At 66.6% G+C, this 13,027-nt stretch carries 14 protein-coding genes; 3 read left to right on the top strand and 11 right to left on the bottom strand.

Annotated features, from left to right (window positions below):
* Positions 1–731 precede the first annotated feature (731 nt).
* A complete protein-coding gene (locus tag AB0M43_RS37500) occupies positions 732–1,103 on the top strand; it encodes a hypothetical protein (protein ID WP_363732145.1) in 372 nt (123 codons plus the stop codon).
* Between the two features lie 100 nt (positions 1,104–1,203).
* Here the strand turns inward: AB0M43_RS37500 and AB0M43_RS37495 are convergent, their stop codons facing one another.
* The 5 genes from AB0M43_RS37495 to AB0M43_RS37475 form a co-directional block, all read right to left on the bottom strand.
* Positions 1,204–1,656 (bottom strand): hypothetical protein, encoded by a 453-nt coding sequence (locus tag AB0M43_RS37495; protein WP_363732142.1) that lies wholly within the window; start codon positions 1,654–1,656, stop codon positions 1,204–1,206.
* Between the two features lie 102 nt (positions 1,657–1,758).
* Positions 1,759–2,679: a hypothetical protein gene (locus tag AB0M43_RS37490; RefSeq protein ID WP_363732140.1), complete on the bottom strand. Its 921-nt coding sequence runs from the start codon at positions 2,677–2,679 to the stop codon at positions 1,759–1,761.
* 324 nt (positions 2,680–3,003) lie between these two features.
* A complete protein-coding gene (locus AB0M43_RS37485; RefSeq protein ID WP_363732138.1) occupies positions 3,004–3,732 on the bottom strand; it encodes a hypothetical protein in 729 nt (242 codons plus the stop codon).
* On the bottom strand, positions 3,729–4,109 hold the full coding sequence (locus AB0M43_RS37480) for a hypothetical protein (RefSeq protein WP_363732136.1): 381 nt from the start codon (positions 4,107–4,109) through the stop codon (positions 3,729–3,731). The genes AB0M43_RS37485 and AB0M43_RS37480 overlap by 4 nt, the downstream gene beginning before the upstream one ends.
* A 73-nt stretch (positions 4,110–4,182) precedes the next feature.
* On the bottom strand, positions 4,183–4,800 hold the full coding sequence (locus AB0M43_RS37475) for a GGDEF domain-containing protein (protein WP_363732134.1): 618 nt from the start codon (positions 4,798–4,800) through the stop codon (positions 4,183–4,185).
* A gap of 737 nt (positions 4,801–5,537) precedes the next feature.
* On the opposite strand from AB0M43_RS37475, the gene AB0M43_RS37470 reads away from it, so the two are divergent.
* Entirely contained in the window at positions 5,538–6,764 is a 1,227-nt protein-coding gene (locus AB0M43_RS37470) for a helix-turn-helix transcriptional regulator (protein WP_363732131.1), read from the top strand.
* A 30-nt stretch (positions 6,765–6,794) separates the two neighbouring features.
* Here the strand turns inward: AB0M43_RS37470 and AB0M43_RS37465 are convergent, their stop codons facing one another.
* Together AB0M43_RS37465 and AB0M43_RS37460 are read right to left on the bottom strand one after the other, a co-directional pair.
* The gene (locus tag AB0M43_RS37465; RefSeq protein WP_363732130.1) at positions 6,795–7,430 is read right to left on the bottom strand and encodes an HAD family phosphatase; all 636 of its coding nucleotides are present in this window, start codon (positions 7,428–7,430) and stop codon (positions 6,795–6,797) included.
* A 425-nt stretch (positions 7,431–7,855) separates the two neighbouring features.
* Positions 7,856–8,083: a hypothetical protein gene (locus AB0M43_RS37460; protein ID WP_363732128.1), complete on the bottom strand. Its 228-nt coding sequence runs from the start codon at positions 8,081–8,083 to the stop codon at positions 7,856–7,858.
* Between the two features lie 298 nt (positions 8,084–8,381).
* On the opposite strand from AB0M43_RS37460, the gene AB0M43_RS37455 reads away from it, so the two are divergent.
* Entirely contained in the window at positions 8,382–9,743 is a 1,362-nt protein-coding gene (locus AB0M43_RS37455; protein ID WP_363732127.1) for a tetratricopeptide repeat protein, read from the top strand.
* A 101-nt stretch (positions 9,744–9,844) separates the two neighbouring features.
* Here AB0M43_RS37455 and AB0M43_RS37450 read toward each other — a convergent pair whose 3' ends face one another.
* The 4 genes from AB0M43_RS37450 to AB0M43_RS37435 all read right to left on the bottom strand — a co-directional run bounded on the left by AB0M43_RS37450 (position 9,845) and on the right by AB0M43_RS37435 (position 12,251).
* Positions 9,845–10,153 carry a hypothetical protein gene (locus AB0M43_RS37450; protein WP_363732124.1) on the bottom strand — a complete coding sequence of 103 codons (309 nt, stop codon included), beginning with the start codon at positions 10,151–10,153 and terminating at the stop codon, positions 9,845–9,847.
* Between the two features lie 74 nt (positions 10,154–10,227).
* Positions 10,228–11,463: a hypothetical protein gene (locus AB0M43_RS37445; protein ID WP_363732121.1), complete on the bottom strand. Its 1,236-nt coding sequence runs from the start codon at positions 11,461–11,463 to the stop codon at positions 10,228–10,230.
* Complete coding sequence (locus AB0M43_RS37440; RefSeq protein WP_363732119.1) at positions 11,456–11,944, bottom strand: sigma-70 family RNA polymerase sigma factor; 489 nt, start codon at positions 11,942–11,944, stop codon at positions 11,456–11,458. The genes AB0M43_RS37445 and AB0M43_RS37440 overlap by 8 nt, the downstream gene beginning before the upstream one ends.
* Before the next feature lie 97 nt (positions 11,945–12,041).
* Complete coding sequence (locus AB0M43_RS37435) at positions 12,042–12,251, bottom strand: hypothetical protein (protein WP_363732118.1); 210 nt, start codon at positions 12,249–12,251, stop codon at positions 12,042–12,044.
* Positions 12,252–13,027: the final 776 nt, after the last annotated feature.

The raw sequence follows: 13,027 nt of genomic DNA, 5'->3' as shown, positions 1-13,027 counted from the left end.
CAGGCCGAGGAGCTGGCTGGCTGCTGTGTTGGACCAGTGAGGTGCTGCCGGTGGAAGTTGTACCGCGATCGGGCTGGCCGTCCACCCCAAGGCGCACTAGGGTTTCAACACACATCCGAGCAGCACATGCATGGAAGTTCAATGCCTCGCCGAGCACCAGGCGACATCCGGTCACAGCTGCGCCAGCGCGAAACCCGGCACCACACACGCACAGTCATCAAAGGCTTGTCGCAATCGGCCAACCTGCAGATACGTGACTTCGAGCGTCAGCACGGACTCCCCTACGGGGACATCGCCCTAGCCTTCCTACGCTGGTCGCTACGCGCCCGGCGACCTCGCAACGCCGAGGACTGGCGCTACGGATACTCCGACGTCCCCACCGGGCACATCCGCAGCCTCCTCGAACAGGCCCTGCGGAACCTGCGCCCCAAAGCACGGCGTGAACTACGCACAGCACTTGAGCCGATCGACACACTCGTCCTACGCCGAACTGTCAACGACCCGTTCGCGTTTCCCTGGCATCCGTGGTGGCTACGGCGAATTGAGATCTGACGGGAAGCGAAGCACCGCACCCACTCAGGCGACCAAACCTTGATCGTGTCGGCGAGCTGCGGTACCGGATGTACGTAGGTTTGGTTGCCAGCGCGGAGATCGGTGAATGATCACGGCCTGTGAGAAGTGAGCGCACTTTTCGATCATGGCGATGGGGGTGCAGCTCTTATCCTGTGTCGATGAACCCGCCTCGTGGCCGATCGAGCGCATCGCTGTTGGCGTCGCGCATGCGCGATGTTCTTCGACGATCGTGTTGGGATGCGCGTGATCCGGCCGCGGGGATCGAGGTCGTCCAGCGGATGGCGGATGAGCTCATGGCTCTGGGCGACGATGACGACGCCTTGGAAACGATCATCCAGATTGACTGGCTGTATGAGGTGTACGCGTTCGCCTCGGCCCTCTTGAAGCAGTTCGACTACGACCACCCATCGCGTGGACCTTTGCAACGTGCGCAAAGCAGAGAGGAGTTCGACGCGGGCTTGGCGGCATCGCTACCCGCGATCGCTCGGGACCGTGACGGGCTGCTGGCGAGCCTGGAACCTGTCGTCTAGCGTGTCTTCAGTACGCGTGCACCTGGTCGGCCACGGTGAACACCGTGGCGCACTCCGAGCAGGTTGCCCGACCCTGCTTGAGTACGGCTGACCCGGCTGCTCATGGGCGTTCCGAAACTCCTGCGCCTTCGACGGGATCCGAGCCGGGACCGGGGATCAACCCACAGTTCGAGTTGAACTCGGCGAGGAGCGGGCCACGCCGAAGCTGCCAGGTCGGCTCCTCGGCGACGATCGACACCAGCAGGTACTGGTGGTCGGGGTCTAGGGGTTCATCGCCGTGGAAGGTGGGCAGGGTGGTGACGTACCGGCCACCGCGAACCAGCCTGTACACCGCGGACCTTCCGAACCGTCCCCCGGTGACGGCCCATCCGGTGCCGTCGAAGCGCAGCGTGTAGCTCTGCCCTGGTGTCATCCACTGCGCGGGCGCCGCCGCGCCCGTGTCGTCCAACAGCTGAACACTGACAATGCGCCTTCCTCCACAGAGATCGTCAACACCAGCCGTGTCGATGACCCCCATCACTACTCCGGTGGGCGCCGCGTCGATCTCGTTCACGTCAGGTCTCCTTGGTCGCCGAGGATGCCAGCCCCGTCTTGGGGCGGCGGGGTCGTCTGGCTACCTGCCCGTACGCCGCACCCGGACCAGGTTGAGCCGAAGTCACAGACATGAGGTGGTGACCTGCACCGTCAGCCAGTTGACTGTGGCGTGCACGGAGATCCCTCCGAGGATCCCGCCGCCGGGAGCGGGCACCCTGGCCTGGGTGGAGGGCTGGCCGTGGTCCAGGTCGTCAAGGACGTGCAGGCCGCGCTCCGTCCACAGGTTGTTGATGGCCGGGAGCGCGGCTTCGGCCTGAACCCCCTGGTCCAGGACGATCTTGGTGGACGTTGTGGTGCTCACGCCGCCGGTGGGGTTTCCGAGGCAGTCGTGGGTGATCAGTTGCGGGTTGCCTGCCTGGTGGGGGTTTCCGGGTGGAGTGGCGGCGGTGATGCCGAGAAGTTCGTCGAGGACCTGCTGCGCCTCAGCGGCGGTGATGTTCGCCCGTCCGGCCGGCGGCACCTCGAGGCGGGTCAGCGGTGGGCGGGGCTTGCCCGTGTCGAGGCCGTCGGGTCGGGGTCCGAAGCGGTGGACGAGGTCCGTGGCGGTGAAGGTGACGGTGAAGGTGCGGGCCGGTTCGGTGCTGGTGGCCTCGATGGCGAGCGTGGGCATCGGGGCGGGGTGTCGCCGCCAGGCGATCTTGGCGAGCTGGCGCAGGGTGCGCTCGACCTGGACCTCGTCGGCCATGGGCTCGGCTTCGACCACCCGAAGCCGCACTCCCGACGGATCATTGGTGAGAGTCATGCCGGTCACGCCGGCCTGCGCCCACGGACTGTCCAGGGCCGGAGCCGGCAGGACCGGGACCGCGGGCGGCGCGGTTCCTGTGCCGACCACCAGTCCTGCGGTCGCGGCCAGGACGATGGCCACGCAGGCGGCGAGGGCCACCCCGCCCCGCCAGCCCGAAGCACCGGTTCCACGGGCTGTCGGCGCCGAGCCGTTGACGGGTACGCGGCCTGCCGGTGAGGCATCGTGGGGGCTATACATGGTGCTGCTCCGATCAGGCGAGGAAGTGGTGGGCGGGCGCAGCTTGCAAGGGGGAGAAAGCCAGCGAGGGGTGCCGACAGGTCGCGTAGCTCGTCGAAGATGCGGCCGGCGCGTTGTGCCTCGCTGAGTGCCGCAGCGCGGCCGCCACGTCGTCGTGGGTCAGCCCGGCCACGAGGCGAGCCGCCCGCAGTCGGGCACGCACGACCCACCGGCGGCTCTCTGGATGCAACCCGACCAGCCCCTCGTTCGGTACAGCCGCAGTCGCCGTATTCACCGCTGGTACCGCTGTCCGGGACAGCGGGAAAGGAGGCCGAGGGGCCGCGTTCATTGCGTCTCCGAGCTGTAGGTGTGAGTTCCCAGCAACGGGGCGAGGCGGTGGGCGTTGCGGTAGAGGATGTGGCCAGACATCGGCCCGTCGGACGACAACTCGCCGATCAACCGGCCGAGGGGGCTGTCGGGGAGGTGCCCGGTCCGGGCCCGGGTGCGTAGCGCCAGGAGGGTTCCGAGGTTGTGGTGGATCAACTCCCGCAGACACGGCGGCGGGAGGCGTTCGCCGTGCACGACTTCGACGACGGCGGGTTCGAGGACCTCCCACATCACCCTGTCCAAGGCGCCGGACGGTGTGGCCGGGTCGACGCTGATCAGGTGCGGCAACAGCAGGTATCCGGCGGGCTGCAGGTCGATTGGTGGGGCCGGGCACGTCACCACCGCCCGGGCCCATCCGCCGTTGAAGTCGATGTCGCGTTCGGCTGCCAGGTGCTCGGCAACGGCCAACGCCAACCCCAGTGCCTCCGCCGACCCGATGGCGTCGGCGGGTCCGGTGACCGCCGCCGCCAGCACTCCCGGCAGGCGCCGCTGTCCCAGCACCGCACCCAACGCCGCGCGCTGGTCGCGAAACGGGCTCCACCATGCCACCGCGCCATCGGCCAGCCGGCGGCCGACGCGTTGCTCACCGCCGATGTGCCCTTCGGCGGCCAGGACCACACTCCCCCGTCCCGGCAGCCATTCGACGACCGCCGCGTCCGACGGGCCGAACACCCGCCCGGCCGTCACCGGACCTCCCGTGGCGAGGGCTCGATCAGGCGCAGTGCGCACCGTTGGCCGTCGTAGTCGAGCGCATAGCGCTGGCCCACCTCGAGATCGAAGTGCCCACCGCCGTACACGGGGAGCCGGGAGGTCAGCGCGTCACCGGCCCACAGCCACCCCATCGGACGCACGCCCTCGACGAGGGGGACGTGCACGATCCATCCCCTACCGACGGCGACGAGCGTGGATCGGCCGACCGGCAGCCAGTCATCGAAGACTGGGCGGTCACCGCCCGGGTGTACGGCGATGCCGACAAGGCGCCCCAGGCCGGTTCGTTGGTCCTGGCCCATGGCGTCGAGCTCAAGCGCCGGGAGGTCCTCATCGTCTCGGCTGTGTCTGGGCACCGTGGCTCCTTTCTTCACAGGGAATGTCCACCGCTGCCGAATCCGCGACCGCGGTTGGAGGTGAACGGGTACGTCAGGCGGCGGCGGGGAGGTCGCCGTCCTGTTGCCCGCCTGCGGGGTGCTGGTAGCGGCGGCGTTTGTTGGAATACATGGCCAGCTCTGCGGCACGCCGGGACGCGGCGAGGTCGGCCGCGTTGGTCAGCACGACGCCGACGGACACGGTCACCGCCTGCCCACCGATCCAGCCCTGCCCGGCCACGTGCAGCCGTGCCCGCAGTACCGCGCCGATGCGGGCTGCCCACGCCGCCGGATCGGTAACGTCATGGGGAACGGGTAGAAGGGCCGCGAACTCATCCCCGCCCGATCGGGCGCACCATGGCCCGCACACCTCGCGAAGGACGACGGCAACCCCGCAGAGCACCCGATCTCCAGCCTCGTGTCCGTGGGTGTCGTTGACCTGTTTGAACGCGTCGATGTCGCACTCCACCCGAGCCCAGCGCCGCAGCGGTCGGCGGCGGGCCCGAGCCAGGGCCTTGCGCCAACCCCGCAGCCCGAGAAGGTCGGTGAGCGGGTCGTGGTCCACGAGCCACCGCTCACGGCGCCACGCCAGCCACAGCCAGGACACCAACACCACCACAAGCGCCACCCCGCCTGAAGTGGTCAGCTGCACCCAGCCCTGCGGCGCGCCCATCACGCCACCGGACCCGGGTCGTTAGCCCGGAGGCCGAGAGCGGTGCCATCCAGGCGGGTCGTCCACGCCTCGAACCAGGAGCTGAAAACCGATACGCACGCCCGAACGGCGTAGAGTGCAGGCAGGCGTGGAAGCCACCGCGCGCACGTCGGGTCCGCGCAGGCGGCACTACCACAGGCCGGGCCATCGGAGGCCCGATGGGCGGGCGCCAGCCGGTTGGTCACGTCCGCCAGTTCCGGGTCAGTAGCCACCTGGGCACTCACCGCTCGGCTCCCGGCGTCGAGTCCGTGGCACGTCACGTCGGCACCAGCACAACCCGACGAGCACCAATGCCAACGGCAACGTGGCGATCCCTGTCGAGGCGTAGCCCACCGGGATCAGTCCGGCGACGACCGTGAGTACTGCGTCCGCCGAGAGCATCACGAACAACAACGTCACGCTGCCGAGTTGCCTGCCGCTTAATGCAGCTGTCGTCGCGCCGTGAGCACGCACCACATGAGGTGAGGTCATGAGATTCTCCAGCGGAATCGAGTACGAATTGTCGAGGCGGTGGCGTGTTTGACCAAGCCGCGAAGGTCACAGGCTGGTATTGCCTCCGGCTCACAGAACTCCATGCTGCCTTTGCGGCACCGGCTAAGAGATCCACCGATGCCACCCTCACGCTAGAAGGCGAAAGCGCTGTGGAACTACCACGGCGGTAGCAGTGTCCGTAGGGTGTCAGCCAGGAGTGTGATTGCATGGACAGTGACCTGAGCCTGATTCGCGGGATCGGCGCCAACATCGCCGCACACCGTCGAGCCGTGGGAGTGACTCAGCAGGAGCTTGCCTCGAGGATCGGCAAATCCGTGCAGTGGATCTCGGCCATTGAGCAGGGGCGAAGGCATGCTGAGCGCTTGACCGACCTACTGCGGATCGCGCAAGTGGTCTATTGCACGATTGAGGACTTGATTGGCCGCCCTGTGGACAACCTCGTCCCGGGGACTCAATCAGCGGGAGGATCGGTAGCAGCCGTGCGTGAGGCGATCATGCGCGCTGCAGTACCCGGAACGTTCGCGGGCTCAGCTACCGATCTGGTCGACGTCAGCGAACGGGTGGGAGCTGCGTGGAATGTGTGGCACTGCTCGCCCACGGCGCACAGTGCTCTTGCCGGAGTGCTCCCAGGTTTGATTGCCGACGCGACAGTGGCTTACGAGGCGGGGTCTGATCGTCGGGCCGCCGCGCGCAACCTAGCTGGCACCTACCAGATAGCTCGCCAGTGGCTGCACCACGTCCCGAACGGAGACTTGGCCTGGATCGCTGCCGACAGGGCGATGAGTACCGCGCGTGAAGCCGATGATCCTCACCTCATCGCGCTCGGTGCCTGGGCGCTATCTGCTTCCTACCGCCGGGCAGGCCAGCAGGATGAGGCAACCCGACTGTGTCTAGCCGCCGCCGACCAACTCAAACCGCGAATAGACCAGACGAATTCCGATATAAGCCTGTTGGCTGACTACGGGATGCTGCACCTCGCCGCAGCGATCAGCGCGGCTCAGTCAGACGACGACGGTCGGGCCTGGGCATTCCACAGGGTCGCGGACGAAGCTGCACGTGCGCTCGGCACTCACTATGATTCCTGGACCGCCTTTGGTCGAGGTAACGTCGATATCCATGGGCTTGCCATCAGCACAGAACTCGGTCGCGTTGACGCAGCCGTCGAGTATTCCTCCAGGCTTGACATCTCCAACATACCGAGCGTTGAGCGCCGCACCGCAGCATTGATCATTACCGCCCGCGGATATGTGCAGCGACGCGAGGACGAGGCCGCAGCGCTGATGCTCCTAGACGCCGAGGAGACCTCTACGGAGGAAGTCCGAGATTCGACTGTGGTGCGGGAACTCTTGCGCGAGATGATCTTCAGAGACAAAGCGAGAGCTCGCCCCCACGTCCGCGCACTCGCTCAGCGAACAGGCCTACTTCCCACTTGACTGCCGACTGGATGGCAGGCAACTTTGCCCTTAGGCGGCAGGTCGATTACCGATTGTGTGAAGTTCCGAGGTGTTCACGTCATAGGCGCTCATACCTGCAGCGACAGCGGCCTCAATGCCTATCTCTGCATCCTCATATACCAGGCATCGGCCGGGAGCGACGCCAAGCTTAGAGGCCGCCAACAAGAAGATGTCCGGCGCCGGTTTGCCGCGCCCCGGAGGCACATCGCTCCACGTAACTACTACGTCGAACAACGTCCTCAATCCCGTGCCCTGGAGTCCGGCTGCCACCGTGTCAGTGGAGGCATTCGATCCAATTGCCAGTCGTTGTCCTCGAGCATGGGCGGCTCGGGCAATATCGACGACGTGGTCGACAACCTTCAGTTGATGCGCCGCCGCTTGGACGTAGATACGGCATCGATCGATGATCTCACCAGTGGGCTGCGGCAACGCACCAAACTCCGATTCCCACACCTTCAGCAAGTCTGGGGAGGCGACGGCCTGCCGCGGCCAGTACCAGGACGGGTCGAGGGTCACCCCCGCATCCGCCATCGCCCGCGCCAGCGCCTCGAAGCACACGACTCTGGAATCGACAAGCGTGCCGTCCCAGTCGAAGATCAAGGCTGCGTACTCGCTGCCATCCGGCGGTTGGCTAAGTGAGATCACAACCCAACCGTACCTGCCGCAGACGGCTGCGCATCGTATGCAGCGGTGCCCCCTTCCACACCCGCACATGCGGACTTGACCGTCGTCGTGACTGAGGCTGGGCGCGCCTCGGTCGGGGTCGCCGATCTGCCCGGCGAGGTAGGCGATGAGGTCTTGGCGCCGGCGGGCGGGCGGCATCACCGGCAGCGGCACGGGATTCAGGGTGGTGCCAGCGGGGTCGTCGGCCGGTGTCGAGCAGTCCACGAAGGCTGATCACCGGGCGCGTGCCGGACCGGCGGCCTCCAAGGGCCACCTGGGACGGGACTCCCGCCGGCGACCGGTCCCGACCCCTGCGAGACCAGATCGACGCCAACCAGGCAGCGGGAGGGACAACCTGAGGTTGTTGCCCCGGGGCCGGGGACAACCTCGGGTTGTCCCTCCCGGTTCTACGGAACGCGGGGGCGCGATCGGCCGCCGGTGGTGGACGGACCTGGGTGCCCGGGGCCGGGGGTGAGGATCTGGTGCAGGGTGCTCAGGGCGGCGGCGATGTCGACGACGGTCGGCCGTTCGCCAGTGGTGTGTTGCCATAGCACGGCGCCGGCGGCGGTGAGCGCGACGGCGAGGGCGGTGCGGGTGGCGCGGTGGTCGCGGAGGGCTCGCCACGCGATGGTCATGGTCGGTCACGTCCTTCTGGATTTCCCCGTGCCCCGGCGGTGTGCCGGGGAGGTCATTTCCAGGTTGTGGCCGCCACGGGAGGTGTTCACGGTGCGTATCGAAGTCGCTCGGATCTTGCCGATACCGCACAGGATCCTGTCGCTGTCACACAGCCGACAACACGGCGGGTGGAGTCGATCGCACGGTTCCTGACAATGTTGAACGCCCCGACACGATCACGGACAGTGTGGAGAACCGCAGGTGGCATTCACCCGGGCAGCGACCCCTCCAGGGCCGATCACGGACCTGTTCGACAAGTTGCACGACCTGCACCTGCACGCCGGAGAACCCAGCTCACGCACCCTGGCCCGCGGCACCGCGATCACCTATACCACCGTCGCTGCGGCCTTCCGCGGTCCGAAGGTGCCGCCCTGGGGCACGGTTGAACTGCTCGTGGAAGCGATGGGCGGCAACGTCGAGGAGTACCGGGAACTATGGAAAGCCGCCCGGCGCGCAGAACTGGACCTACCCGCCCAGGTACCGGTACCGGACTCACCCAGCCAGCCCAGCCATGCGCATCGCCGGGAGGAAGATGAAAACCCGCCCGAGGTCGCCGCCAGCTCAATCACTGGGGCGACCTTCTTAACGCTCACCGACCCTCCGGGAAAGATCGGGACTGCTCCCGTGCTCGCGCTCCTCGACCACTACCTCCAAGCGCTCGGACCCGGCCATCCTGCCAACCTCACCGCACGCGCCGCTGTCGCCAATTGGCAAGGCAACGCTGGGGATATCGCCGGGGCGACGGCGGCGTTCGCCGAACTCCTGACCGACCAGATCCGAATTCTCGGCCCCTACCAACCTCAAACCCTCGGCGCTCGCCGCAACCTCGCTCACTGGAAGGGAGAGGCCGGAGACGCCGCCGGAGCAGCGGCCGCGCTCGACCAACTCCTCACCGACCAGACCCGGATCCTCGGACCAGACCACCCCGATACCCTCGCCACCCGCAACAACCTCGCCTGGTGGAAGGGACAGTCCGGAGACGCCGCCGGAGCAGCGGCCGCGCTCGCCGAACTCATCCCCGACCGGACCCGGATCCTCGGACCAGACCACCCCGATACCCTCGCCACGCGCAACAACCTCGCCTGGTGGAAGGGAAGGGCCGGAGACGCCGCCGGAGCAGCGGCCGCAGTCGACCAACTCCTCACCGACCAGACCCGGATCCTCGGACCAGACCACCCCCAAACCCTCGGCGGCCACCGCAACCTCGCTCACTGGAAGGGAAGGGCCGGAGACGCCGCCGGAGCGGCGGCCGCGCTCGACCAACTCCTCACCGACCAGACCCGGATCCTCGGACCAGACCACCCCGAGGTCCTCATTACCCGCAACAACCTCGCCTGGTGGAAGGGAGAGGCCGGAGACATCACCGGGGCGGCGGCCGCGTTCGCCGAACTCCTGACCGACCAGATCCGAATCCTCGGACCAGACCACCCCCAAACCCTCGGTGCCCGCCGCAACCTCGCTCACTGGAAGGGAGAGGCCGGAGACGCCGCCGGAGCAGCGGCCGCGCTCGACCAACTCCTCACCGACCAGACCCGGATCCTGAGCCCCGACCACCCCCAAACCCTGGGCACCCGCGACGACCTCGCCTATTGGGAGGAACGTCGTCAACACGACGGCTGATGGCTTCCGGCGCCAGACCGGCCCAGCCAACACTGGCTATCGCTGGTGACTCTGGGGCCCGTGCGTCGAGCCGTTGAGGTGGAAACCTGGTACCGCGCGGATCAGGGGCTTCGGGTTACAACATATTGACCAATTAAGTGATCACCGGCGCCCTCGAGTTGGAGCCGCCGCGCCGCGCTCGTTGACCAATTCCGCAGAATCTGATCCTCGATGACCGCAGGGCTCCGCAAAGAAGACGGCCACCACGAAGGCCGCGAACCCGGTGTGACAACGCCCGCCGGGCACGACCAGGCAACCGAGAAGCTCACCGGGGCGGCGTCGTGCACGACCCCAGTCTCGCGGAGCAGCAGCTTGGCGTAAGTGAACTGCTTCCACAGCGGGTCAACGAGGGCCTGGAACTGTTCGATCACACTGGCTCCACGTGCGTGCGGCGCGCGCGGACTGGCTCGTAGCACCGGGTGTGAATTCGCCTGTAGCGACGCCTCTACCGGACTACGTTTCGGTCATATGTGGATCTGTACGGGGGGCCATCTTGAATCTTGTAGGTGCCTGGTTCGGTCTCTATCGAATTTCGATGGATGCGGTCGACCCATCCTTGCGGCCATACGGTCGTGTCCGACCAAAGCACTCCGCGGAGTCGTACCCGCTCCAGGTTGGCGCCGGAGAGATCAGCTCCGCTGAAGTCTAGAAGGGCGCGGTCGAGGGCGCTGACTCGATCAAGAGCGAGGTCGAGGTCGAGATCGCCGTCCTGCTCAAGGGCATGGGCGAGGGCGCGCGTGTCGGCGTGGCCGTGAGCAAGGACGCGGACTAAGTTTCGGTTGAGGTCGAGGGCGCTGTCGAGGGCATCGGCGAGGGCGCGGGCGCGGGCTCCGATGAGGTCGAAGGTCCTGTCGAGGGCATCGGCGCGGGCGCGGGGGCGGGAGCGGGAGCGGGCTCCGGTGGAGTCAAGGTCTTCGTCGCCGTTGAGGTTGAAAACCAACTTGCTGCGGAGGGAGTCGAAGCGTTCGAGATCGCAAGAGAGGGCACGATCGAGGCCGTGAATTGACGTGCTTTCGAGGCCGAGGTCTCGGGCGATATCGGCGTCGTCAGCCAGGGCTTTGCGTAGCGCGTATTCGAGGTCCTCGTTGAGGTTGTAGCGGCGGCCGTGGTAGCGATCAAGAGCGCGAGGATATTCAAGGTCTGCCTTGATGCCTTTGTCGAGGGCAAGGATGAGGTTGCGAACGGGGCCGATGATGTGGAGGTATGTGCGGGCGAGGGCACGGGCGGTGCCATCGGCGATAGCGTCGTCAAGGTCGCGGACGAACTCACGGGTTCGGATGCGGGCGACGTCGCGGGCGCAATACATCGTGAGCGCGACTACCGCTGGTTCATATCGGGCCATCAGGCGCGCGCTGGGGTCAAGCGTCATGAGGACCTGAACAACGTGTGAGCCAGGCCCAGATGAGGGCGCACTGGGTGGAAATTGTTCGCTGGCGGCTACAGGGGGACCCGGGGTTGCCTGAGTTTGGAGAACTTGAGGGGTCGGCAGGATCGCGGCCAGTCCAGCTTCGATGTCCAGGGACTGACGGACCTGTTCGGTGAACGTGGCGTGCCGCGCGGTGAGGAGGACATCGCGCAGCCCAGCTTTGACGTCCAGCACGATTCCGAGGGCCGCGATCAGGTCGACGTGCCCTTGTTTGATCCACCGGTCCGGGTCAGGGGCGGAAGCAAGGTCATGCATAATTCGCCTCCTCTTCGCCGGAAAGGAGCGCCTGGATGGCGCGGCGGGCCTTCAGGAGGCTGGACCGCACCGCCTCTGGTGTCATGCTGAGTTCATCGGCTATCTCAGCTGGTTCGTAGCCGTCGAGGCGCCATGCCATGACCTGTCGTTGTCTGGCCGGAAGTCGGGCGAGGCGCCGCAGAACGTCCTGCCGCTGTTCCCATTCGGCCACGTCGCACCTCACGCTCAGCAACGGCACCTGGTCTTCAGCGAGTTCTGCCGGCAGAGCTTCGACACGGGCGATCATCCGGCCGTACTTGCGCGACGCCACCCGCCGGGCCCACGATCTCGGGTGCTCGATCGACTCCCAGGAGCGATAGGCCTCGATCATCGTCTCCTGCGCCAGTTCCGCAGCGTCATGCAGTCGGGCGCCTTGCCAGATCAGGAACGCGACTAGCGTGGGCGCGAAGGACCGGTAGTAGGAACTGAACGCCGCATCCACGCCAACACGAACGGCGGCTGTGCCACCTTGGTCCACGTGTCCGGTCGCCGGCACTGGTAGCTGTTCAGCGGGTTCCGGAAGGACCGGCCCGGCGGTTTCACCCATTGCCGGTTTCGCTTGCGCGCACGTCCCCCACCGTCACCATCCGACTAACTCCTCCACCACGCTGCTCAACGATCCTGCTGCCGTGCGGCAACCGCGCTGCGGCGAGCAGATACTGGCGGTCCTCGCGCTGCCCCCGCAGCCGGAAGTACAACCGCAGCCACAAAGCAGCCAACGGCACCACAACCATGACGACCACGTCCACCACAACTCCTCCTCCAGCAGCCTCACATGGGGAGTGGCGCCACAACACGTCAGCGTGAACCCGACAGGGTGCCAGTTTCCCGACACACTAGAAACCCCAGGCCAGACTACGCAAAATCTCGACCGTAGTTGGCGGCTCGACGGCTGGCCGCCGAGCCGCTCGGAGCTACTTGAGGACTGCTATGAGCCCGGTTGCCGCTGCGATGAACCCGGTCAGGGCGGTTAGCACCCTGACGAACTGGGTCAACGGGAGGCAGCGGCGGGACAGTAGCCTGGCTTCGCCATCCCCCTTTGGGAGGCAGACGGTACGCTCATGGTGGCCTTTTTGCGTGCTAGCAGGATCGAGTGGGCTAGGAGCGGCACCCGTTACAGCGGGTGCCGTTCGCGTTTCCGCGAACGGCGCGCATTCCTTGGACCGGCACAGTATCGGCCGTGTCTAGCTGCGAAAACGACAGCTAACCACAGTGTCCACATGCGATGTGTCCCGATCTGATTCTCGCAGACGGTACGACAAATTCAGAGTCGGGGTTATCCACAGGCACGCGCGTAGGATACGACGAATCTCGATATGCCACCGTCCCTACCTGGCCCTTTGTGCTTAGAGGTGTGTTTCACGGATCGTTTCACGAAACGTCTTCCCGCGCACGGCAACGTGCACTAGCATTCCAACATCGCAGAGTCCCCTGTCTCGCCGCCTCATTGCCTCGCTCCCGGATGCCGTCAGCGCTTGCCGAGGACCGCCCGACACTGCGAGGTTCTGCTCGAGCGCCTGCCGAC

The sequence above is a fragment of the Longispora sp. NPDC051575 genome (genome assembly GCF_040681875.1).
Lineage (GTDB): Bacteria > Actinomycetota > Actinomycetes > Mycobacteriales > Micromonosporaceae > Longispora.
This window is presented reverse-complemented; position numbering and strand designations above follow the sequence as displayed.

What these genes read in the sequence shown, in the direction of transcription:
- AB0M43_RS37460 (WP_363732128.1), bottom strand. Translation starts at nt 8,083, where the DNA reads ATGACCATCGCGTGGCGAGCCCTCCGCGACCACCGCGCCACCCGCACC.
- AB0M43_RS37475 (WP_363732134.1), bottom strand. Translation starts at nt 4,800, where the DNA reads ATGGGCGCGCCGCAGGGCTGGGTGCAGCTGACCACTTCAGGCGGGGTG.
- AB0M43_RS37445 (WP_363732121.1), bottom strand. Translation starts at nt 11,463, where the DNA reads ATGCATGACCTTGCTTCCGCCCCTGACCCGGACCGGTGGATCAAACAA.
- AB0M43_RS37490 (WP_363732140.1), bottom strand. Translation starts at nt 2,679, where the DNA reads ATGTATAGCCCCCACGATGCCTCACCGGCAGGCCGCGTACCCGTCAAC.
- AB0M43_RS37470 (WP_363732131.1), top strand. Translation starts at nt 5,538, where the DNA reads ATGGACAGTGACCTGAGCCTGATTCGCGGGATCGGCGCCAACATCGCC.
- AB0M43_RS37500 (WP_363732145.1), top strand. Translation starts at nt 732, where the DNA reads ATGAACCCGCCTCGTGGCCGATCGAGCGCATCGCTGTTGGCGTCGCGC.